23 protein-coding genes and 1 tRNA gene are annotated in these 20737 nt (G+C 56.0%); 8 read left to right on the forward strand and 16 right to left on the reverse strand.

The features are described from left to right. Window positions 1-112: 112 nt before the first annotated feature. The 4 genes from BC777_RS16455 (at window position 113) to BC777_RS16470 (ending at window position 3477) form a co-directional block, all read left to right on the forward strand. Window positions 113-553, forward strand: a complete 441-nt coding sequence (locus BC777_RS16455) for a hypothetical protein (RefSeq protein ID WP_100369282.1) — start codon at window positions 113-115, stop codon at window positions 551-553. After that, on the forward strand, window positions 550-960 hold the full coding sequence (locus tag BC777_RS16460; protein WP_100369283.1) for an MAPEG family protein: 411 nt from the start codon (window positions 550-552) through the stop codon (window positions 958-960). The genes BC777_RS16455 and BC777_RS16460 overlap by 4 nt, the downstream gene beginning before the upstream one ends. Window positions 961-1024: 64 nt before the next feature. Then, the gene (gene lpdA / locus BC777_RS16465) at window positions 1025-2413 is read left to right on the forward strand and encodes a dihydrolipoyl dehydrogenase (RefSeq protein WP_100369284.1); all 1389 of its coding nucleotides are present in this window, start codon (window positions 1025-1027) and stop codon (window positions 2411-2413) included. Between the two features lie 218 nt (window positions 2414-2631). Next, window positions 2632-3477 carry a tellurite resistance TerB family protein gene (locus tag BC777_RS16470; protein ID WP_100369285.1) on the forward strand — a complete coding sequence of 282 codons (846 nt, stop codon included), beginning with the start codon at window positions 2632-2634 and terminating at the stop codon, window positions 3475-3477. Here BC777_RS16470 and BC777_RS16475 read toward each other — a convergent pair. Next, window positions 3474-4124 (reverse strand): GntR family transcriptional regulator, encoded by a 651-nt coding sequence (locus tag BC777_RS16475; protein ID WP_100369365.1) that lies wholly within the window; start codon window positions 4122-4124, stop codon window positions 3474-3476. The two genes, BC777_RS16470 and BC777_RS16475, sit on opposite strands and share 4 nt — an antisense overlap. Window positions 4125-4156: 32 nt before the next feature. Continuing rightward, a complete protein-coding gene (locus BC777_RS16480; protein WP_100369286.1) occupies window positions 4157-4867 on the reverse strand; it encodes a M48 family metallopeptidase in 711 nt (236 codons plus the stop codon). 88 nt (window positions 4868-4955) lie between these two features. On the opposite strand from BC777_RS16480, the gene BC777_RS16485 reads away from it, so the two are divergent. The 3 genes from BC777_RS16485 (at window position 4956) to BC777_RS19715 (ending at window position 5896) form a co-directional block, all read left to right on the forward strand. Further along, the gene (locus tag BC777_RS16485; RefSeq protein WP_100369287.1) at window positions 4956-5282 is read left to right on the forward strand and encodes a TIGR02300 family protein; all 327 of its coding nucleotides are present in this window, start codon (window positions 4956-4958) and stop codon (window positions 5280-5282) included. A gap of 84 nt (window positions 5283-5366) precedes the next feature. Next, window positions 5367-5442 (forward strand) — tRNA-Ala (locus BC777_RS16490). 100 nt (window positions 5443-5542) lie between these two features. Continuing rightward, on the forward strand, window positions 5543-5896 hold the full coding sequence (locus BC777_RS19715) for a DUF6538 domain-containing protein (protein WP_375342427.1): 354 nt from the start codon (window positions 5543-5545) through the stop codon (window positions 5894-5896). Here BC777_RS19715 and BC777_RS16500 read toward each other — a convergent pair. The 3 genes from BC777_RS16500 to BC777_RS16510 are packed head-to-tail and all read right to left on the reverse strand — an operon-like array spanning window position 5822 to window position 7844. Continuing rightward, the gene (locus BC777_RS16500) at window positions 5822-6619 is read right to left on the reverse strand and encodes a metal ABC transporter permease (protein ID WP_100369288.1); all 798 of its coding nucleotides are present in this window, start codon (window positions 6617-6619) and stop codon (window positions 5822-5824) included. The two genes, BC777_RS19715 and BC777_RS16500, sit on opposite strands and share 75 nt — an antisense overlap. Further along, a complete protein-coding gene (locus BC777_RS16505) occupies window positions 6619-7350 on the reverse strand; it encodes a metal ABC transporter ATP-binding protein (protein WP_100369289.1) in 732 nt (243 codons plus the stop codon). Before BC777_RS16505 ends, BC777_RS16500 begins: the two co-directional genes overlap by 1 nt. Then, on the reverse strand, window positions 7347-7844 hold the full coding sequence (locus BC777_RS16510) for a transcriptional repressor (protein ID WP_100369290.1): 498 nt from the start codon (window positions 7842-7844) through the stop codon (window positions 7347-7349). The genes BC777_RS16505 and BC777_RS16510 overlap by 4 nt, the downstream gene beginning before the upstream one ends. Window positions 7845-7921: 77 nt before the next feature. Here BC777_RS16510 and BC777_RS16515 point away from each other — a divergent pair, with 77 nt between their 5' ends. Further along, window positions 7922-9001 carry a zinc ABC transporter substrate-binding protein gene (locus BC777_RS16515; protein ID WP_100369291.1) on the forward strand — a complete coding sequence of 360 codons (1080 nt, stop codon included), beginning with the start codon at window positions 7922-7924 and terminating at the stop codon, window positions 8999-9001. Window positions 9002-9021: 20 nt separating this feature from the next. On the opposite strand, the gene BC777_RS16520 is transcribed toward BC777_RS16515, so the two are convergent. The 11 genes from BC777_RS16520 to BC777_RS16570 form a co-directional block, all read right to left on the reverse strand. Beyond that, the gene (locus BC777_RS16520) at window positions 9022-9963 is read right to left on the reverse strand and encodes an XdhC family protein (RefSeq protein ID WP_245834414.1); all 942 of its coding nucleotides are present in this window, start codon (window positions 9961-9963) and stop codon (window positions 9022-9024) included. Next, on the reverse strand, window positions 9944-10399 hold the full coding sequence (locus BC777_RS16525) for an SRPBCC family protein (protein ID WP_100369292.1): 456 nt from the start codon (window positions 10397-10399) through the stop codon (window positions 9944-9946). The genes BC777_RS16520 and BC777_RS16525 overlap by 20 nt, the downstream gene beginning before the upstream one ends. Window positions 10400-10508: 109 nt before the next feature. Next, window positions 10509-11117, reverse strand: a complete 609-nt coding sequence (locus tag BC777_RS16530) for a nucleotidyltransferase family protein (protein WP_100369293.1) — start codon at window positions 11115-11117, stop codon at window positions 10509-10511. Then, complete coding sequence (locus BC777_RS16535; RefSeq protein ID WP_100369294.1) at window positions 11110-11889, reverse strand: XdhC family protein; 780 nt, start codon at window positions 11887-11889, stop codon at window positions 11110-11112. The genes BC777_RS16530 and BC777_RS16535 overlap by 8 nt, the downstream gene beginning before the upstream one ends. Beyond that, complete coding sequence (locus BC777_RS16540) at window positions 11886-13067, reverse strand: vWA domain-containing protein (RefSeq protein ID WP_100369295.1); 1182 nt, start codon at window positions 13065-13067, stop codon at window positions 11886-11888. The genes BC777_RS16535 and BC777_RS16540 overlap by 4 nt, the downstream gene beginning before the upstream one ends. Next, entirely contained in the window at window positions 13064-13939 is an 876-nt protein-coding gene (locus BC777_RS16545; protein WP_100369296.1) for an AAA family ATPase, read from the reverse strand. The genes BC777_RS16540 and BC777_RS16545 overlap by 4 nt, the downstream gene beginning before the upstream one ends. A 48-nt stretch (window positions 13940-13987) precedes the next feature. Next, window positions 13988-16414, reverse strand: a complete 2427-nt coding sequence (locus BC777_RS16550) for an aerobic carbon-monoxide dehydrogenase large subunit (RefSeq protein WP_100369297.1) — start codon at window positions 16412-16414, stop codon at window positions 13988-13990. Then, complete coding sequence (locus tag BC777_RS16555) at window positions 16411-16905, reverse strand: (2Fe-2S)-binding protein (RefSeq protein ID WP_100369298.1); 495 nt, start codon at window positions 16903-16905, stop codon at window positions 16411-16413. Before BC777_RS16555 ends, BC777_RS16550 begins: the two co-directional genes overlap by 4 nt. 12 nt (window positions 16906-16917) lie before the next feature. Further along, the gene (locus BC777_RS16560) at window positions 16918-17772 is read right to left on the reverse strand and encodes an FAD binding domain-containing protein (protein ID WP_100369299.1); all 855 of its coding nucleotides are present in this window, start codon (window positions 17770-17772) and stop codon (window positions 16918-16920) included. Window positions 17773-17887: 115 nt separating this feature from the next. Further along, window positions 17888-19009 (reverse strand): MHYT domain-containing protein, encoded by a 1122-nt coding sequence (locus tag BC777_RS16565; RefSeq protein WP_100369367.1) that lies wholly within the window; start codon window positions 19007-19009, stop codon window positions 17888-17890. A 168-nt stretch (window positions 19010-19177) separates the two neighbouring features. After that, window positions 19178-20734 (reverse strand): alanine/glycine:cation symporter family protein, encoded by a 1557-nt coding sequence (locus BC777_RS16570; RefSeq protein ID WP_100369300.1) that lies wholly within the window; start codon window positions 20732-20734, stop codon window positions 19178-19180. Window positions 20735-20737: the final 3 nt, after the last annotated feature.

The raw sequence follows: 20737 nt of genomic DNA on the forward strand, positions 1-20737 counted from the left end.
TTTGCAAAAGATCAACACAGATGCTGACCATTGATCAATCTGAAACGCTGCAAAAGCGCCCTCCCCATGGGGGAGGTCCGGGCGCTGCCCGGCAAGCCGGGCGGCACCATAAATGAGTGTCTACGATGAAACGATCTTCGAAATTTGGAGAATGGATGAGAAGCGTACTTATTACTTGATGAGTGCTGCAGGGGCCGGGATTGGTTACTCCCTAGCGACAATGCAACCTGACATGTCCATCACACAATCACGTCTCTTGCTTATGTCCCTGGTTTGTTGGGCCCTTAGCTTTGTATTTGGGCACAAAAAGATAGTTGATTTAAAGATAGTTGTGGGAAGCTTTTCGATGATGCCAAATCAATTGCAAGCCGCACAAAATGAAGGGCCCTCCGCACAAGAAGAGCTTCGCAGTAGATCTGATGCTCTTTCCAATTACATGCTTAGGCGAAGTAAACTATTTAGTAACCTGCAGTACACGTTCTTAATGATGGCGGCAGCCTTCATTGTTTTCACCAGGTTGGACTTAGTCGCAGTCTTTGGTATCAGCGCATGACCCCCGAACTCACAGTCCTCGCTCTCGCAGCCCTCCTTCAAGGCATCCAGTTCTGCCTCATGGCGATCCCTGCCAATATCGAACTCGGCGTTGGCAAAACCCTGTCCCCCCGCGACACCAGCCGGATGGGCAAACCCATGGTCGAACAGGTCAGCGACAAGACCGGCCGCCTGATCCGCGCGATGAACAACCATTTCGAGGCGCTAATCCTTTTTACCATCGCCGTCGTTGTCATCACGTTGGGCGACAAAGGCACCGGGTTCAGTGCCGCCTGTGCTTGGACCTATCTGGGTGCCCGCATTCTCTATATCCCCGCCTATTATTTTGGCCTCACGCCCTGGCGGTCGCTAATCTGGTTTGTGGGGTTTCTCTCAACCATGCTGATGATAGTGTCAGCCGTAATATGACAAACCCGTACGTACAGGTTCTGTACAGAATATGTACGCAATATTGCTCGCTTAAGGAGACCCCATGTCCAGCTATGATGTCATCGTAATCGGTGCCGGCCCCGGCGGCTATGTCTGCGCGATCCGCTGCGCCCAACTGGGTATGAAAGTGGCCTGCGTGGAAGGCCGCGAAACGCTGGGCGGCACCTGCCTGAACGTGGGCTGCATTCCATCCAAGGCGATGCTGCACGCGACACATATGTTGCATGAGGCCGAACATAACTTCGCGACCATGGGGTTGAAAGGCAAAGCACCTTCCGTCGATTGGAAGCAGATGCTGACGTATAAGGACGAAACGATTGCCCAGAACACCGGCGGCATCGAATTTCTTTTTAAAAAGAACAAGGTAGATTGGCTGAAAGGCTGGGGATCCATCCCCGAAGCAGGCAAAGTCAAAGTCGGTGATGAGGTCCATGATGCCAAGCACATCGTGATCGCATCCGGGTCCGAGGCATCGTCCCTTCCCGGTGTCGACGTCGATGAGAAAACAGTTGTCACATCCACCGGCGCGCTGGAATTGGGCAAGGTACCGAAGAAGCTTGCGGTGATTGGCGCTGGTGTTATCGGGTTGGAACTGGGCTCGGTCTATGCCCGCCTAGGGGCTGAGGTTGAGGTCATCGAATTCCTCGACGCGATCACCCCCGGCATGGACAAGGAAATCGCGCGCCAGTTCCAGAAAATGCTGACAAAGCAGGGGCTTAAATTCACCCTTGGGGCTGCCGTGCAGGGCGTCACGGTGAAGGGCAACAAGGCAACCGTCACCTATAAAATGCGCAAGGATGACAGCGAACATACACTGCAAGCTGACACCGTTCTGGTCGCAACAGGCCGCAAACCCTATACAAATGGCCTTGGCCTTGACGCCCTCGGCGTTGAGATATCAGAGCGTGGACAGATCAAAACGAACGACAAATACGTCACCAATATCGCAGGCATCTACGCCATTGGCGACACGATCGCGGGCCCAATGCTGGCACATAAAGCCGAAGACGAAGGCATGGCCGTCGCCGAAGGTATCGCAGGCCAGCACCCACATGTGAACTATGGCGTGATCCCCGGTGTGATTTACACACACCCGGAAGTCGCCAATGTGGGCGAGACCGAAGAAACCCTGAAAGAACAAGGCCGTAAGTATAAGGTCGGCAAGTTCCCCTTCATGGGCAACGCCCGCGCCAAGGCAAATTTTGCGGGCGACGGTTTTGTCAAAATCCTGGTTGATGCAACAACAGACCGGGTCCTCGGCGCGCATATTATCGGCCCCATGGCAGGCGATCTGATCCACGAAATTTGCGTCGCGATGGAGTTCGGTGCCGCCGCCGAAGATCTTGCGCGCACATGTCACGCCCACCCGACATACTCCGAAGCCGTCCGCGAAGCTGCACTGGCCTGTGGCGATGGCGCTATTCACGCATAACCTGCGAAATCGCTGGTGCGCAGTCATCCCAAACGGCCTGTCATGAATGACAGGCCGTTTATTCTTTGTGACCGCTTGAAAACAGTTGTAGTAAAAACAACACATTGTCTGGCTTAAAACCCGCTATTTTCACCATTGGCGGCCATATCATCATAGTTGTGCCACGATTATGCGTATTTTTGACGACAACGTTAATGATCCAACCCGAGAAAATTGCAATGAAGCGTTTCATAGTTGCCTTATTAATAAGTGTATTGGCCTCTGGCCCGGCATTGGCGTTCACAGCCGACTCAGGTATGTTCACAGGCTTGGAATATGTGGCAGATACTGAAATCACCGCCCCAAGCGGCGCGCCATTATCCCTATGTCACCAAACACGCGATCTGCGTATTTTGGGGTTCAACCTGTCGCGCAACATCACGGGTTATGTGTTGGCCGTCGATCAATGTACCGGCGAAGCAGAACGCCCATTCAGCCCCCAACAGATGGAAACAGCGCAGTCGCTTGGCCTGATTGATGCAAGTTTACCATCCGAAGCCAGCAATAGCTTGCAGCGGACGATCCAGAATTACGGGATTTGGGTGGCGCTTTGCCTTGCCCTGCTGGCTGTGATCATGCGCCGGGTAAAGTCGTTGATGGGTCTGGACCCCTCTTCCCCGATGCGGAAAAAGGCAGCGCAGCGCATTTTGACCGCGATGTGTTATATGGCTAAAGCCGACGGTATTGTTGCATCGAACGAGATTACGATAATCACCAAAGCGGCAAGCCGCCTGACCCGCCAGAACATTTTGTCAACCGACGTCGTGCGGATTGCTGATCACATTGACATGGACCTGACACCGCAGGACTTTCTGGATTTCGGCAAGGGCCTGCGCGATTCTGAAAAAGACGCCATGATGCGTGGTGCCTTCTTTGTCGCACTGTCTAGCGGTCGGATCATCCCGCCAGAATATGAATTCCTGACAAACCTTGCCCATGGTATCGGGATGCCCGGCGAAGATTTCCGGCGGGTGATGAGCCTGTCGCTTGAAGACCTTGATGTCTATCAGCCAATGGCGGCCTAACCTTTCAGCATCCGCAACCCTTGGGTGGCATCTGCCCGCACCGCCAGCCGCAGGCCTGGCTCATCACCAGCCTTTAGCGCCGACAAGATCAGCTTGTGATGATAAGGTGGCTCCGTCCGGTTCAATCGCCCATAGAGCGCCCGCATCGTCGGCCCGAGTTGTAACCAAACTGTTTCAGCCATCGCCAACATCGCAGGTGCTTGCGCGCGCAGGTAAAGTGTGCGGTGGAATTCCAGGTTCATGCGGATATAGCCAGTTGCATCATGCCGGGCGATCACCTGATTGACGCCCTGATTGATGGCTTCCAACCGGTCAATTAACGCAAAGTGGGCCCGCGGCAGGGCGCGCGATGCCAGTTCCGGTTCTAGCAGCGCGCGGAGCGTCGCAAGCTCTTCAATCCGCTCGTTGGACAAGGCAGGGGTCGACACACGCCCGGAGGAGGACAAAAACAATGCACCCTCTGCGACCAGACGCCGTACAGCCTCGCGCGCGGGGGTCATCGACACATTGTAGGTTTTGCCGATACCGCGCAGTGTCAACGCCTCACCCGGCGCAATCTCTCCATGCATGATCTTGGTCCGCAACGCCCGGTACACACGCTCATGCGCGGCGGTTGTACTGTCTTGGGGGCGGGGCTGAATCATCATCGGCCCTTTTGTGATCACGAAATGCGCCGTGGTCAATCGTCGAAGACGATCCGGTGCAACTGATCCCCTTCCCTGCGCAACCACTGCCGGTGCGTTTCAAACTCTGGGCATAGCTGTGCAACAACCGCCCAAAACGCGGGTTGATGGTTCATTTCCACCAGATGCGCGACCTCATGCGCAGCGACGTAATCGAGTACGGCAGGTGGCGCCATGATAAGGCGCCATGAATACATCAAAACACCCTCGCTTGAACAAGATCCCCAGCGTGACCGGGTATCACGGATGGACAAGCGCGTATAATGCCTGCCAAGCCGTGCTGCATATGTGTCGGATGCCCGTGCCAAAGCATCGCGCGCCGCGTGACGCATCAACGCCTTGATCTGCGGTGCAGCCGGTAATGCCTCAGAAACGGCGATATGGTCCGCGTTGATCTGCGCCCGCTTGTCGCTGCCGGTCAAAATTGGCGTCAGAACCCCGCGAAGGGGAACGGATTGACCGACGGCAACAATGGTTGCAGGCTTCACGTCTTGCAGGTGCTTGCGCAACCAAGCCTCTTTCGTGTGTAGAAAGGCGATTCCTTCCCTTTCAGGCGCACGGCGGGGCAATGTCAGCGTCACGCGCCCGTCCAGACGCGAAATCCGCAGCGACAAACGCTTGGCGCGGGCCGAATGGCGCAAAATCACGTCTATGGGGGGGTTGCCTTCAAGTGTATGACGGCCCATATCCAACTTCTTATCATTCATGTGCCAAAGGCTTTGACACGCCCCCCTGCTTATGGCAGTTGGCACCGATCACCCGCAAGGGAAGACTAGGATTTTGAAGGGATAGCCTATGCCTAAGGAAGAGTGGGGCACAAAGCGCCTTTGCCCCGAAACCGGCAAACGCTTTTACGACCTGAACGCGACACCAATCATTAGCCCCTACACCGGCAATGAAGTCGCCGTCGATACGTCCAAAACCCGCACCATGGTTGCGGATGCCGAAGACGCGCAGACCACCAAAAGCAAAGAGAGCACGGAAGAAGACGATCTGGTTCTCGACGATGACGATGACGGCGATGACGTTGATCTGGGCGATGACGTGCTGGAAGATGACGACGACGATGATACGGTCTCATTGGACGAACTCGCCGACGTGCCCGCAAGCGACGACGATTAAAACAATATACCGGGCGCGATTTTCACTTGATCTCGCCCGGCGCGCTGCATAGACAGCCGTTGGACAGCGCAATGCTGTCAGGATGGGGCCTTAGCTCAGTTGGGAGAGCGCTTGCATGGCATGCAAGAGGTCAGGGGTTCGACTCCCCTAGGCTCCACCAAACCCACATACATGCTAACGATAACAATAAGTTACTGATCTGGATTGGTATTTTTAGGGGACTGTCACGCTGAGGTGTTACAGTGAGGACCCTTGAGAAGATGTCTGGCCACACCCGCTTGTATCGTCGCGGAGCAGTTTACTACCACCGCGCTGTCGTTCCCCAAGATATCGTTGCCACCTACGGAAAGCGGGAAGAGACGTTCTCCCTGAGGACGCGCGATCATGCAGAAGCGCTTCGAAGGGTGCGAATCGAAGCAGTCAGGGTTGATCGCAAGTTTGACGAACACAGATTGAGGCTGACGCCAGCGCAGATCGCAACAATCAAGGCGACCTACCTCCACCAGGATGCCAATACTATCCGAACTTGTCCCACAGGCTCACATCGCGTTCTTGCTGCGCCACCCAACCAGATTAAGCCCCGCAAAGAGTATTGCCGCTACACATACAATTGAGGGACCGGCGGGCGTGTCCAACACATAGGCACCCTGAAGCCCGGCAACTGCGGAAACAGCCCCAATCGCCCCCGCGATCCCCGCCATGGCTTCCGGTGTGCGGGCAAGGCCTCGTGCCGCCGCAGCTGGGATGATCAACATTGCGGCAATCAGAAGCACCCCGACAACCTTGATCGCCACCGCAACAGTGATCGCCAATGAGATGGTCAGGACAAGCTGTTCGCGTTTGGGGTGCAAACCGCTGGCATAGGCCAGTTCTTCGTTCAGGGTTGACATCAAAAGCGCCGACCAGCGCCACAGGATCAGTGCCACCACCAGTGTGGCCCCGCCCCAGATCACAATCAGATCCGATTTGGAAACCGCAAGGATATCACCGAACAGATAAGCCATCAGGTCGATCCGGATGCCCGACAGAAACGACACCGCCACCAGTCCAAAGGCTAGCGCGGAGTGCGCCAACACACCCAAAATCGTATCCATCGCATAGCCGCGCCCTGTCAGAAACGTCACCGTCAGCGCCATGATCAGCGCAACTACCATCGCACCGGCGAAGATCGAGACCTCAAGCGCCAGCGCCAATGCGATCCCCAGAATAGCGGCATGTGCTGTCGCATCACCAAAATAAGCCATGCGCCGCCAGACCACAAAACAGCCCAAAGGGGCGGCGGCAAAGGCCACCCCAACCCCGGCCAGCATGGCGCGGGTCATAAAGTCATCAAGCATTATTCTGCGGCCTCATGGCTATGGGTGTGATCATGGTCATGGTCGTGCCGATAAAGTGCCAAGGCCCCGCCCGTACCCGTGCCGAACAGTGCACGGTATTCCGGGGCCGAGGCCACGATCGCCGGTGCCCCTTCGCAACAGACATGCCCATTGAGACAGACCACCCTGTCAGAGGCGCTCATCACCACATGCAGTTCGTGGCTGATCATTAAAACGGCACAGCCCGTTTCTTGCCGGACCTGTGCGATCTGCTGGTAAAACGCCGCAGAGCCAGGTTGATCAAGGCCTTGCGTAGCCTCATCCAACAGCAAAACATCGGGTTGGTTGATCAATGCGCGTGCCAGCATGACACGTTGAAACTGGCCGCCCGAAAGCTTCGTCATCTGCCGCTTCAGCAGATCGGGCACACCCGCCGTTTCAAGTGCTGTTCGGCAAGCCGCCTTTGACACACCACCGGTCAACCGCATGAACCGTTCCACCGTGATTGGCAGTGTTGGGTCGATATGCAGGCGCTGCGGCACATAGCCGATTTTCAGGCCGGGCTTGAGGTGGATATCTCCGCTCACGGGCTTTGTCGCCCCGATGATGGCACGCAATAGGCTGGTCTTGCCTGATCCATTCGGTCCGACAATCGTGACAATCTCACCCTGTTCCAGATGCAGGTCCACATGCCGCAAAACGGTGTTCGCGCCATAGGCGACATGCAGGTTCTTCACATCAATCAGGTTCATGCGTCAACCTTATCGACGCAAGCCGGACAAACACCCTCGGCCTCAACAACAGTCTTTTCGATCTGAAACCCGGCTGCCCGTGCAGCATCACCCAAGGCACCTTTGGCGGGGGTTGAATGGGCCTCGACCACAGCATCGCACCGCCTGCAAATCATGAAGGCAGGCGAATGGCTTTCACCGGGATGGGCGCAGGCAACAAATGCGTTCAATCGCTCGATCTTGTGAACAAAGCCGTTCTCTGCCAGAAAATCCAACGCCCGATAGGCGACGGGGGGCTGAGAGCCAAAGCCCGCGTCGCGCAATAAATCAAGAATAGCGTATGCCCCCAGCGCACGATGTTCGCGCAACAGCAGCTCCAACACCTTGCGCCGTACAGGTGTCAACCGCAGTCCTTTGGCCGCGCAGCGGGTCTCTGCCGCCGTCAACGCCTGCACCACGCAGGCAGTGTGATCATGCTTTTCGAACCCAACTGGGGCCGCATTTATTTCAGACATGACGCATGCCTCTCTTGTCATGTTATTCTATATCATTTATGACACCCGTAACGTTATAAAATCACACAGAGGGTCAGATGTCCAGAACACGCGCTTCACTTACTGCTATTGCTACTTTGATGGGTGGCACGGCCATCGCAGACGTCCCCAATGTGGCCGTCGATATCGCGCCGGTGCATTCCCTTGTCGCCCGCGTGATGGAAGACGTCGGCACGCCCGACCTGATCCTGCCACCCGGCGCGTCGCCCCACGAATACAGCCTGCGCCCGTCCGAGGCGACGGCATTGCAGGACGCTGATATCGTGGTGTGGATGGGCGAAGATCTGGCCCCTTGGATGGAAGATGCCGTCGCAACACTAGCCACCAATGCCAGCGTGATGACATTGCTTGAGGAGGAAGAAACCACACTGCTGGAGTTCCGCGAGAACGCATTGTTTGAGGCGCATGATCATGAAGACCACGCCGATCATGATGAACATGCGGAAGATGAACATGACCATGACGACCATGCTGACCATGACGACCATGCTGAAGATGAACATGATCACGCCGAGGCAGCTGCGCATGAGGATCATGACGATCACGACCACGAAGAACACGCGCATGATGAGCACGATGACGATGACCATGCCGGGCATGATCATGGCGCACATGACCCACACGCATGGTTGTCGCCCACAAATGCGGCAACATGGCTCAACCTGATTGCAGCAGAATTATCGGCGGTTGACCCTGACAACGCAGGCACTTATTTCGCCAACGCCGCAGCAGCCGGTACCGAAATTGAGGCGCTGTCAACCGAAGTGACCGAGATACTGGCCCCCGTCCGCGGTCAAAGCTTTGTCGTCTTCCACGACGCCTATCAGTATTTTGAAACCGATTTCGATTTCCCAGCTTCGGGTGCCATCTCATTGAGCGACGCGACAGATCCAAGCCCCGCAAGGATCGCCGAGGTCCAGGCGCGTATCCGCGACCAAGGCATCACATGCGTGCTGTCTGAACCCCAGTTCAATGAAGGGCTGGTCACGACTGTCCTTGATGGGACCGAAGCGAAAACGGCAGTGATTGACCCCTTGGGCGTTGATCTGGAACCGGGTCCCACGCTTTATCCGCAACTGATCAGGAATATGGCCACAGCGCTTGCCGGGTGTTTATAGGCGTCCAAGGACAGCGCATCCTACTGTCGCGCGCTGTCCTGAAATGCTGCCACGATTTCGGCAAGGGTCGAAACCGCGATAGACGATGCGTCGCGTAGCGAAGGCACCAAACCAATCGGCCCGTGCAGCCGGGCCAAATCACCTTCTGACAAGCCCATCGTTCGCAGCGCCTCTTGTCGCATAGCATGTGTCCTGCGGCTACCCAAACTGCCGATAAAGCCCGCAGGTGTTTGCAACGCAGCACGCAGCAGACCGGGTTCCCAGTCATGATCATGAAACAGGGTAAGAAACGCCGCGTAAGCATCAAGCATATCCAGCGATATGTCACTCTCTGGTGAGGTAAGATGCGTTGCTGGTGCACGAGACAGATGTCCAATCGCGGCAAGGTCTTCGGTCTCGGGCGACATCAGATGCAGGTCATAGCCCGTTGCATGACCAATCTGCGCCACGGACCGAAAGATGGCGCCGCGACCGGCCAGAACCAAACGGTGCTGCGGGGTATATGTGAACGTCTGCGATAACGTCGTACCCATCTCATCCTGCCCATCGAAAGCCAATGAAACAGGCTGACGCGCTGCAAACTTGGCAGAGGCATCAATGATAGCGCTTGTATCTGGCTCAGGATCAATCAAGACGGTCAAAGCACCACCGCAAGGCAGCTTGAGATCAGCGAACCGCGATCCATCGCCATAGCGGATCAGCTTTTTTTGCCCCAAGCGCAGGGCGTCCATTGCGTGATGCTGAATATCGCGGTCAATACATCCATTTGAAAGATAACCTGTCATCCCGCCCTGTGCATCCACCAGCGCAAGCGAGCCGACCTCGCGCGCCGCGCCACCTTCAATCGCGAGAGACGTCACTAACGCAAAAGGCTGTGACTCACGCGCGAGCATGGCCCCTTGCGCAATAATATCAGATGCGTGTTCAGCATAAATCAGACGTTCAGGCAGTGGCGTCTTCATTGACCACATCAGCGAAAGACTTGAAAAATTTGGCTGCCAGTTTTTTTGCCGTACTTTGGATCAACCGGCTGCCCAATTGCGCCAGCTTGCCGCCGATGTCTGCCTTGGCCTCGTACCGCAGGATCGTTGTATCAGGGCCATCTGCCGTCAGTGTCACATCCGCCCCACCTTTGGCGTGCCCCGCAGCGCCGCCATTGCCTTGTCCGGTCAGCGAAAACGCATCCGGCGCACCGGCAGTGTCCAGTTGCACATCACCCTTAAACTTGGCCTTCACCGGACCCACCTTCAGCACGACCTTGGCTTCCAGTTCGGTGTCAGAGTGTTTGATCAATTCTTCGCAGCCGGGAATGCATTGTTGCAAAATTTCAGGATCATTGAGTGCAGCGTAGACCCGTTCTTTGGATGCGTTGATGATGATTTCGTCTGCCAGTTCCATGGGATGTCCTTTTAGCAACAGGGGAATTTGATGGTGGCCAATATCTCGGCCTGTTCGGGGGTGAGCGCCGCTTTACGGCGCAGGCGCATGATGATCTGCTTGAGCGTTTTCATGACGTTTCCTCAAGTTTATGCTGCATCAAAGCGCTGTAAGCGTCAGGGGTGTCAACGTCTGCATAAAATCCGGGAGCCGAAAGGGTCAGAAATGCGACGTGTTCGGGATGCGCGCGCGTAAATTGTTTGCACCCCGGCGATTTGGGGTCTTCTAACAACTGCGCGCGCAGGCTGGCGGGAACGACAATCGGATTGCCTCGGTCCGTATCCCTTACTGGAATGGAGATGCGGGTCTGATCACCGGCCTGATGCGTCTCGAGCAAAAGATGCAGGTCGTGGCTTTTCAGCAGGGGCTGGTCACCCAATCCGATCAGCATCGTCGCAGCATCGCACGCCGCGCGCAAACCGCAAGCCACAGACGTGGGTTGCCCTTGCGCATAGTCCGCGTTGAAAACCGTTATGGCAAAACTGCCTGCGATGGCCGCCTCGATCGCATCCGCTTGATGACCAGTCACAACAAGCACAGGATGCGTTGTCGCCCGCGCATAGACGTCCACCATATGGCGAATCATTGGGACACCCCCAAGGGGCAATAGCAGCTTATTACGCGCGCCCATGCGGCGCGACAGCCCTGCGGCCAATATGATTGCTGCAACATCAGCCATCGGATGATTTGACGGCGGCGCGCCGTTCCTGCACAAGTTGCGCGAGTATTGACAGGGCGATTTCTTCTGGCGTTACGGCGCCCAAATCAAGACCTGCCGGGGCTTGGACAGCGGCAATCTTCGCCGCATCCACTCCCGCCGTTGCCAGTTTGTCCGCAAGCGCCGCATATTTACGACGGCTGCCCACAAAGGCCACATAGTCGGGCTCTGCCGCAAGTGCAGCTTTCAGCGCATCAAGGTCGCCCTGCCCTTGGGTGGCCACCACGATAAAACGCTGTTGATGCGGCTTTGCAGCACTTGCGCTTGCCGTAACGGCCCAATGAAACTGCGGCGCCAATGCGCCAAGCGCCTGGGCCACAGGCGAAGCCCCCATCACAACCAGCTGCGGGGTTGGCAAGCATGGTTCTATGAAAATATCAACGGTGCCGCGCGAGGGGCAGCCGTTCCGGGCAAAGCGGGTCCCATCAACCTCATCGCCAGCCGCGATACCTTTCTCGGCCAGCAACTCTTCTGGTGCGACCGAGACAAGCTGTGGGGTCCGGTTTTGCAGCGCTTCCAACGCCGCACGTTTTACCGCACTTTTGGTACACCCACCGCCCAGCCAACCTTGCAAGATCGTGCCATCTGCACTGAGCAACGCCTTGGCGCCGGGCTTGGCTGCTGTTGACCCCGCAGTGCGTACGATCGTAGCAAAGGCAAAGGGTTCATCTTTGGCGCGCAGTTTTTGCACCGCTTCGGCCAAATCGTCAGAAAGGATTTCAGCAGAGGTCATAACGTCGCCAACTCCTGCTCCAGTGCCGCCAAATCGGCCAGCGTATTCGCCGCTTTGAATGCATCAAGATGGGGTAAGGCCGCTGCCATTCCTTCGGCCACCGGCGCATAGTCCGCCCAGCCCTTAAGCGGGTTGAGCCAGATCACCTTGCAGCCCCGTTTGCGCAGCTTTTCCAGCGCTGCTGCAATCATCTGAGGCGGTTCGGTATCATACCCATCCGACAGGATCAGCACGACACTGCGCCCATCCACAAAGCGTTTGGCATAGGTATCAGCAAAGCGCATCAGGGATGGCCCGATTTTTGAGCCACCGCCAAACCCATCGGCCATCAGCGACATCCGCCCAATCGCACGCATCGCGTCTTTGTCGCGCAGCGCTTCGGTGATCCTCACAAGACGGGTGTGAAACAGATATGCATCGGCTGCCGTATCTGCACGCAGCAGTCCCGCAAGGAAGGCCAAAAACACCTGCGCGTAGACAGACATGGAGCCCGATACATCGCACAACGCTACGATCTTACGTGTCCGGTCTGGGCGTTTTTTGCGCAACAGGCGCAGCGGTTCGCCCCCTGTTGCAAGGCTTTGACGCATGATCTTGCGGAAATGCAGCCGGTCGCCTTTGCGCGCGGCGATCCTGCGCCGTGATCGTTTGTCACGCAGGGCTGCACCGATACGGCGGGCCACGTCTTCGGCCTCTGCAATTTCCGCAGGACGCACCAGATCACGCAGATCCTTGCGCGTCAGATTACGCTGCTGGGTTGCGATCAGTTTGCCAGTGCCATCGCTGTCTGCTGCCCCTTCTTCGGTGTCAGGTGCAGTTGCATTGCCAGATGCCCCCGCATCTTCGCCCTTGGCGTCGCGCGATGAATGGACGTCATCACTGATCGTACTTGATGGGGACGGTACAACCTTCTGTCTGACCCGGCCCATGTCCATCCAATAGCTGTCAAACAAATCGTCAAATCGTTCTGCTTCGTCTTTGCACCCGGTACAGACGGCCCGTAAAGCCCGGCGGCTATCATCGGGGTGAATGGCCTCTACCTCGGCCAAGGCCGCCATGGCAACCTCTGCCTCTGCCACGCCCAGCCGTAACCCGTTCTCGCGCAGATGTGCGACAAAGCCTGCGACCCGTGCCAATGGCCCAGGATCACGGGCGGCAAATTTGGTGATCCGGCTCATGCCGCTTTGCCCGCGATGCGCCCAGTAACCTCAGGCGTGATATGCGCCTGATCGCTTTGGGTCTTCAGCAATGTCGTCAACGTCGACTGTAACACCGCAGGGTCGTCCGTCAGATCAGCAATACCCAAGCCCATCAGAGCGGCTGCGAAATCGAGCGTCTCTGCAATACCCGGCGTTTTCTCCAGCTCTTCTTCGCGCAGTTTTTGGACGAAACCGATGATCTGGTCGGCAAGATGCGTCTCAACTTCGGGACAACGCGCCTTAAGGATCGCCAGTTCTGTCGCACGATCAGGATATGCCACATAAGTATAAAGACAGCGGCGGCGCAGGGCGTCAGATAAATCACGCGTGCCATTTGACGTCAGGATCACAATCGGCCGAGTGACAGCCGTGATTGTGCCCAGTTCGGGGATTGATACCTGAAAGTCCGACAGAATCTCCAATAGATAGGCTTCGAATTCTTCGTCCGCGCGGTCGATTTCATCAATCAATAGCACCGGCGGGCTGTCTTGTGTGATGGCCGCCAGCAAGGGACGTTCCAACAAGAAATCGCGCGAAAAGATACGATCTTCGACCTGTTTACCTGTTTCACCGTCTTCGGCTGCGGCACGGATGGTCAATAACTGGCGCTGGTAGTTCCATTCATAAATAGCTTGGGCCGCATCCAACCCTTCATAACATTGCAATCGGATCAGACGCGTGTCCTTCACCGCTGATAATGTTCGCGCGATCTCGGTCTTGCCAACGCCAGCGGCCCCTTCCAACAACAAAGGGCGCCCCAATGACAAGGCCAATTGCAAGGCAACGGCCAAGTCATCCGAGGCCACATAGCCTTCGACCGCAAGCGCAGTTTTTAGATCATTCCAACTCATAATATGGCTCCGTAGGGTGAGGCGCACCTCACCCTCGCTGTGGCGCGTTTAGCCGTGCAGGCCCAGTTCATTGGCGGCCTTCCAAATACGCCAATGATCGTGCGGCATGTTGGTATGCGTGTTGCCAAACGGGCGGAAAGCATCCTGCACCGCGTTTGAGAAACAAGGCACTCCACCCACATGCGGGCTTTCGCCCACGCCCTTTGCCCCGATGGGGTGATGCGGGCTGGGGGTCACAGTATAGTCGGTTTCGTAATTCGGCACTTCCCATGCAGTCGGCAAGAAGAAGTCCATCAACGTCCCCGTTTTACAGTTACCCATGTCGTCATAAGCTATCTCTTGTCCCAATGCGACTGCCAGTGCTTCGGTTAGACCACCATGCACCTGACCTTCGATGATCATCGGGTTGATGCGTGTGCCACAATCATCCAGCGCATAGAAGCGGCGGATTTCTGGCACACCGGTATCCACGTCAATGTCCATGACGCAGACATAAGCGCCAAACGGATAGGTCATATTGGGCGGATCGTAGTAGCTGACCGCCTCAAGCCCCGGTTCGATCCCCGGAATGGCCTGATTGTAGGCGGCAAAGGCGATCTCTTTCATCGTTTTGAACTTTTCGGGTGCGCCTTTGACCACAAACCGATCTACATCAAATTCCACGTCATTGTCGTGGACCTCTAGTAGATAGGCGGCGATCATCTGTGCCTTGGCCCTAATCTTGCGCCCTGCCATGGCAGTCGCCGCTCCGGCAACCGGGGTAGAGCGTGAACCATAGGTGCCCAGACCATAGGGTGCGGTATCGGTATCACCTTCTTCGATGGTGATGCTGTCAGCAGGCAGACCAATTTCCGAGGCAAGGATTTGCGCGAATGTGGTCGCATGCCCCTGCCCTTGCGAGATCGTGCCAAGTCGCGCGATAGCGGACCCGGTGGGATGGATACGAATTTCGCAACTGTCGAACATACCAAGGCCCAGAATATCGCAATTCTTGACAGGCCCGGCGCCGACAATCTCGGTAAAGAACGACAGGCCGATGCCCATCAGCTTGCGCGTCTTGCCTGCCTTGAAGTCCTCAACCCGTTGCGCCTGTTCGGCGCGCAGCCCTTCATAATCGACCGCTTTTAGGGCCTTGTCCCAAGCGGTGTGATAGTCACCGCTGTCATATTCCCAGCCAAGGGCCGCAGTATAGGGGAACTGTTCTTTCTTGATAAAATTGATCCGACGCAGCTCTGCCGCGTCCATATCCAGCTTGATCGCCAGCACCTCGATCATCCGTTCGATGAAGTACACCGCTTCTGTCACCCGGAAGGAGCAACGATAGCTGACCCCGCCCGGCGCTTTGTTGGTGTAGACACCATCGACCTCAAGGTAGGCAGTTGGGATATCGTAAGACCCAGTGCAGATGTTCATGAACCCGGCAGGGAACTTGGTCGGATCAGCACAGGCATCAAAGCCGCCGTGATCCGCTGTCACGTGACAATGCAGACCGGTGATCTTGCCCTCTTTGGTGGCCGAAATCTTGCCCTTCATCCAATAGTCGCGGGCGAAGGCCGTGGTCATCAGGTTGTCCATCCGGTCTTCGATCCATTTGACAGGCTTGCCTGTCACAATCGAAGCCACGACAGAACAGACATAACCGGGATAGGCGCCGACCTTATTACCGAAACCGCCACCAATATCGGGTGAGATGACGCGGATATTGTGTTCCTCCAACCCCGAAATCAGCGATACAATCGTGCGGATCGCGTGGGGGGCCTGAAAAGTGCCCCACAGCGTCAACTTGCCATTCACCTTGTCCATCGACGCCACACAGCCGCAGGTTTCCAGCGGGCATGGGTGGGTGCGGTGATAATACATCTCTTCTTCGGCGACGATATCAGCGTTCGCGATGACCTCTTCGGTGGGGTCTTTGTCGCCAGCCTCCCATGTGAAGATGTGGTTGGCATGTTTGCGCGGGCCGTGGGCGCCATCAGGGATAGAGCCATCTTCGGCCACCAAATCCTCGCGCAGCACAACATCGGATTTCAATGCTTCAAAAGGATCAACAAGAACGGGGAGTTCTTCGTACTCGACCTCAACCGCCTCAATCCCGTCAGCGGCGGCATAGCGATCTTCGGCAACGACGAAGGCCACTTCCTGCCCTTGGAACAGCACCTTGCCATCGGCCAAGACCATCTGTTTGTCGCCAGCAAGGGTCGGCATCCAATGCAAGCCCAGTGGTTCAAGATCAGCGGCGGTCAGCACGGCCAGCACGCCGGGGACTTCCAGCGCGGCAGCGGTATCAATGCTTTTGATGCGCGCGTGGGCATAGGGAGAGCGCACAAAATCGCCAAAGATCATGCCATCCAGCTTTACGTCATCGACGTAATTGCCTTTGCCTTGCGTGAATCGGGCATCCTCAACGCGCTTGCGCGAGCAGCCCATACCTTTGAGGTTATCAACGCGTTCTTCGCGGGTGACTTCGTCTTTCATTCTGCGGCCTCCTTGGCTGCATTCATTTCAGTGGCCGCAGCCTGAATGGACTTCACAATGTTCTGGTAGCCCGTGCAGCGGCAGATATTACCGGCCATGCCGAACCGGATTTCTTCCTCGGTCGGGTTAGGGTTTTCTTCCAGTAACTTGGTGGCGCGTGTGATCATGCCAGGTGTGCAATAGCCGCACTGAAGGCCATGATGTTCTTTGAACGCATTCTGTAGCGGGTGCAGGTCGTCCGGCCCGCCGATGCCTTCAATGGTCGTCACCTCTTTACCATCGGCTTGGGCAGCGAAAATCGTACAAGCCTTCACTGACTTGCCGTCGATGGTCACCGTGCAGGCCCCGCAATGAGAGGTCTCGCAGCCAATATGTGGGCCTGTGATGTTCAACCGCTCGCGCAGTGTGTAAATCAACAGTTCGCGCGGTTCGGCGAGGAATTCTTCGTCCTTGCCATTCACGTTCAGCTTGATGTGCATTTTCTTTGGCATGGGTATCCTCCCTTACGCCCGCGACCAAGCGCGGGTGATGGCGCGGCGTAGGATGACGCCGGCGACATGGTTTTTGAATGCGATGGGGCCGCGATTATCTTCGGTCGGGTCGATATCCTCCAACATGGCAGCGACCGCAGCATCAAGAGCAGCAGCATCAACCGCAGTACCGACAAGAGCGGCACTCGCGTCTTCAGAATAAATCGGCGTATCGCTCAGGTTCGTCATCGCAATAGAGGCTGACACACAGTTACTGCCATCCTTGACGATTTGTACCGCCGCCGCCGCCGTCGCATAGTCGCCAATCTTGCGCTTCTGCTTTTCATAGGCGTAGCCACCTTTGGGCAGTGGGATGGTCACTGTCGTCAGCACCTCCTCATCCTCGCGAGCGGTCATGTAAGCCGCCTCGTAGAACTCACGCGCCGGAATGTCGCGTTCGCCGTCGGCACCGACCACTGTGAATGACGCATTCAGACATTGCATCAAGCCTGGCATGTCATTGCCCGGGTCACCATTTGCGACGTTGCCGCCAATGGTACCCATGTAGCGCACCTGCGGATCAGCGATTTGCAAAGCCGCTTCCCGCAAGATCGGCGCTGCTGCTGCCAAACGAGCGTGATCAATAATATCAGCTTGGGTGACCAACGCGCCAATGCGGATGCTGTCGGCCGTCAGCTCGATATCTGACATACCGCCAACATCTTGCAGATCGATCAGATGGGGCACATCCGCCATGCGCAGTTTCATCATGGGGATCAGGCTGTGACCGCCCGCCATCACACGCGCATCGTCTCCGTGCTCTTCAAGTATAGACAGGACACCGTCCATGTCTTTTGGGCGATAATATTCAAATGCCGCTGGAATCATCGGCTTTCTCCTCCCTAAAGCAAATCATCTGGCTGGGGTCCAGACTGGATGCGACGGCATGTCGCGGCACTAGAAAATCAATGGAATACAGGTCTTTTGCACGAAATGCGCCCTATTACGCACGAACTGCGCTAGCTTGCGCCGCCAAGGCATCTTGAATCGCCTTCAACTTTGAACGGCTCACAGGTGCGGGCGGTAAATCTGCACCGTCAAAGATACAGCGTCCCTTGTCCTTGGTCCGCTCAAAGCGCGATACGCGGGCAGGATTAACCAGATAGCTACGGTGCGTTTGCAAAAACCCGGTAGGCAAGAGCCGCTTTGACGCCTCTGTCACCGGCCAGACGCAGAACAACCGTTCGTCGTCGGTATATATCTGCGTATAGTGCCCATCCGCCCGCACAAACAGAACATCATCAGAACGGATAAAAACCTTATTGCCATCTCGCTCGCAGGGGATTTGCAATCCAGCGACCGCTTCGGCGCTGCGCGTTACCGGCGATTGGGAGGCATTCTCCACAACATCAGAGGGGATCAAGTAGGTCACGCTGACCCACAAGCAGGCCCCAAAAATTACAAAGCTGAAAAAGATTACGCCAAGCGCAAGCGTCTCATTGCTCATGGATGGCCCAAATTCTGCAGCGGTCGGTTCTGGCACAAAATTTGTGCCCGCCATTGCGAGAAAATGAACAGAGCAAACTGCAATCGCAAAGCAGATCGTACCCAGTACAATGTTGCGGTTGGTCCGCTGCCCATAAGCGATCCAGAAGGCCAGCATGCACAAACCAATCGCCACAACAGAGGAAAACACGACACCAACGGGGGTATAGACCGCACGGCACAACTCTAACCCGGCCATGCCGATATAGTGCATCACCAATACACCCACACCCACAATCGCACCTGCCAGCGCAATCACCCTTGGGGTTCGATCAGCGAAATGCAGCAATATCAGAGCCGCGCCAACAAGCAGGATCGCTGACAACGCCGAAACAAGTGTAATTGCCGCATCATAGTAAAACAGGATCGGTAGCTGTAACCCCAGCATTGCAACAAAATGCATAGCCCAAATGCCGCCGCCCAAGGCAATGGACGCCAGTGTAATAGATACTTTCTTTTGAAACATAGGTCGCTGTGCAAGATCACGTGTGAGCGAAAGACCTGTGAATCCAGCAACAAGCGCAACGACACAAGACATTACGATCAAAAAGCCGCTGTGACTAAAATTGAGGACCTCCATAGAGCGTAAGATGACCAGAAACTGGGCATTTTGCAAACACTGTAAACCACAAACGCGCTTCATCTTTTGGTGAAAGGCATCGGGCGGTGCCACGATATTGAACCGCTGCCCACAACCCAAAAAGGCCGCCCCAAAAGGGGCGGCCTTTTATATCTTTGACGCAAGCCTTTAGTGCGTAAATTTCTTGATCTCACCCGACTTCAGGCGCGCGCTGTAAGACGCAAGCTCGGTCTTTACGACTTTCATCAGGAAGTAGAGGCAGAAGATATTCACAACCGCCATGGCAAAGATCGCCGCATCAGAGAAATCAATGACCGGACCAAGGCTTGCTGCCGCACCGATGACGATGAAGATGCAGAAGATGATCTTAAAGATCAGCTCTGTCGTTTTGCCTTCACCAAACAGATAGGTCCATGCTTTCAAGCCATAGTAGGACCATGAAATCATTGTCGAGAAGGCAAACAAGATCACTGCAATAGCCAGCACAAATGGGAACCAGCTGATCGCAGAACCAAACGCCGCAGAGGTCAGCGCAACACCGCTGTTGCTGTCCACGGTTGCAATCGCCGTACCGGCTTCGTTCAGCACGTAGTTGCCGGTCTCTTGGTCAATGATCAGTTGCTGCGAGATGATGATCACCAAAGCGGTCATCGTGCAAATCACAACGGTATCGATCAATGGCTCAAGCAGCGATACGAACCCTTCGGTGATCGGCTCTTTGGTTTTTACCGCAGAGTGTGCAATCGCCGCAGAACCAACGCCCGCCTCGTTAGAGAACGCCGCACGTTTGAAGCCCTGGATCAACGCACCGACGAAACCACCTGCGACACCAAGACCGGTAAATGCACCCGCAAAAATCTGACCAAAGGCCCAGCCGATCATGTCATAGTTTACGATCAGAACGACGATGGCCGCGCCAACATAAAGGATGCCCATGAATGGCACGATCTTCTCGGTGACTTTAGCGATGGATTTGATGCCACCGACGATCACGGCAAACACAACAGCCGCAAAGACAAGGCCCGTAATCCAGCCGGGGAAATCACCGGTGATCTGCGTGATCTGCGCATGTGCCTGATTGGCCTGGAACATGTTCCCGCCGCCTAAGGCGCCCAGAATACAGAAGATCGAGAACATCACCGCCAGAATTTTACCACCCGGCAAGCCAAGCTCATCAAAGCCCTTGCTGATGTAATACATCGGGCCACCCGACACGGTGCCATCGGGGTATTCGTTGCGGTATTTCACACCCAACGTACATTCCGTGAACTTCGACGCCATCCCCAGAAGGCCAGCAAGGATCATCCAGAACGTCGCACCGGGACCACCGATACCGACGGCCACAGCAACACCCGCGATGTTGCCCAAGCCAACCGTGCCTGACAACGCCGTCGCCAGCGCTTGAAAGTGACTGACCTCGCCCGCGTCGTTGGGGTCGGAATAGTCACCCTTTACAAGGCCGATAGCATGGCCAAAGAACCTGAACTGCACAAAAGCAAAATAGACGGTAAAGATTGATGCACCGATCACCAGCCACATGACGATCCAGGGAAAGTCTGTGCCTGGAATTGCCATGAAGATAAAATTCACAAACCAGCCCGTAGCGCTGGCAAAAACCTCATTAACGCGGGCATCCAATGATTGTGCAGCCTCTTGCGCCTGCGCTGGCAACGCAAGAGAAACATAGGCGACGAGCGCCAAAAATAGTGCGGAAAGCTTTTTCATGTT

The sequence above is a fragment of the Yoonia maricola genome (assembly GCF_002797915.1).
GTDB classification, from domain to species: domain Bacteria; phylum Pseudomonadota; class Alphaproteobacteria; order Rhodobacterales; family Rhodobacteraceae; genus Yoonia; species Yoonia maricola.

Excerpts from the sequence above, each read along its gene's own strand:
- BC777_RS16565 (WP_100369367.1), bottom strand. The coding sequence starts at position 19,009 with ATGGAGGTCCTCAATTTTAGTCACAGCGGCTTTTTGATCGTAATGTCT.
- BC777_RS16455 (WP_100369282.1), top strand. The coding sequence starts at position 113 with ATGAGTGTCTACGATGAAACGATCTTCGAAATTTGGAGAATGGATGAG.
- BC777_RS16525 (WP_100369292.1), bottom strand. The coding sequence starts at position 10,399 with ATGGAACTGGCAGACGAAATCATCATCAACGCATCCAAAGAACGGGTC.
- BC777_RS16475 (WP_100369365.1), bottom strand. The coding sequence starts at position 4,124 with ATGATGATTCAGCCCCGCCCCCAAGACAGTACAACCGCCGCGCATGAG.
- BC777_RS16510 (WP_100369290.1), bottom strand. The coding sequence starts at position 7,844 with ATGTCTGAAATAAATGCGGCCCCAGTTGGGTTCGAAAAGCATGATCAC.
- BC777_RS16540 (WP_100369295.1), bottom strand. The coding sequence starts at position 13,067 with ATGAGCCGGATCACCAAATTTGCCGCCCGTGATCCTGGGCCATTGGCA.
- BC777_RS16460 (WP_100369283.1), top strand. The coding sequence starts at position 550 with ATGACCCCCGAACTCACAGTCCTCGCTCTCGCAGCCCTCCTTCAAGGC.
- BC777_RS16530 (WP_100369293.1), bottom strand. The coding sequence starts at position 11,117 with ATGGCTGATGTTGCAGCAATCATATTGGCCGCAGGGCTGTCGCGCCGC.
- BC777_RS16470 (WP_100369285.1), top strand. The coding sequence starts at position 2,632 with ATGAAGCGTTTCATAGTTGCCTTATTAATAAGTGTATTGGCCTCTGGC.
- BC777_RS16505 (WP_100369289.1), bottom strand. The coding sequence starts at position 7,350 with ATGAACCTGATTGATGTGAAGAACCTGCATGTCGCCTATGGCGCGAAC.
- BC777_RS16485 (WP_100369287.1), top strand. The coding sequence starts at position 4,956 with ATGCCTAAGGAAGAGTGGGGCACAAAGCGCCTTTGCCCCGAAACCGGC.
- BC777_RS16515 (WP_100369291.1), top strand. The coding sequence starts at position 7,922 with ATGTCCAGAACACGCGCTTCACTTACTGCTATTGCTACTTTGATGGGT.
- BC777_RS16480 (WP_100369286.1), bottom strand. The coding sequence starts at position 4,867 with ATGAATGATAAGAAGTTGGATATGGGCCGTCATACACTTGAAGGCAAC.
- BC777_RS16545 (WP_100369296.1), bottom strand. The coding sequence starts at position 13,939 with ATGAGTTGGAATGATCTAAAAACTGCGCTTGCGGTCGAAGGCTATGTG.
- BC777_RS16560 (WP_100369299.1), bottom strand. The coding sequence starts at position 17,772 with ATGATTCCAGCGGCATTTGAATATTATCGCCCAAAAGACATGGACGGT.
- BC777_RS16535 (WP_100369294.1), bottom strand. The coding sequence starts at position 11,889 with ATGACCTCTGCTGAAATCCTTTCTGACGATTTGGCCGAAGCGGTGCAA.
- BC777_RS19715 (WP_375342427.1), top strand. The coding sequence starts at position 5,543 with ATGTCTGGCCACACCCGCTTGTATCGTCGCGGAGCAGTTTACTACCAC.
- BC777_RS16550 (WP_100369297.1), bottom strand. The coding sequence starts at position 16,414 with ATGAAAGACGAAGTCACCCGCGAAGAACGCGTTGATAACCTCAAAGGT.
- BC777_RS16555 (WP_100369298.1), bottom strand. The coding sequence starts at position 16,905 with ATGCCAAAGAAAATGCACATCAAGCTGAACGTGAATGGCAAGGACGAA.
- BC777_RS16500 (WP_100369288.1), bottom strand. The coding sequence starts at position 6,619 with ATGCTTGATGACTTTATGACCCGCGCCATGCTGGCCGGGGTTGGGGTG.
- lpdA (WP_100369284.1), top strand. The coding sequence starts at position 1,025 with ATGTCCAGCTATGATGTCATCGTAATCGGTGCCGGCCCCGGCGGCTAT.
- BC777_RS16520 (WP_245834414.1), bottom strand. The coding sequence starts at position 9,963 with ATGAAGACGCCACTGCCTGAACGTCTGATTTATGCTGAACACGCATCT.
- BC777_RS16570 (WP_100369300.1), bottom strand. The coding sequence starts at position 20,734 with ATGAAAAAGCTTTCCGCACTATTTTTGGCGCTCGTCGCCTATGTTTCT.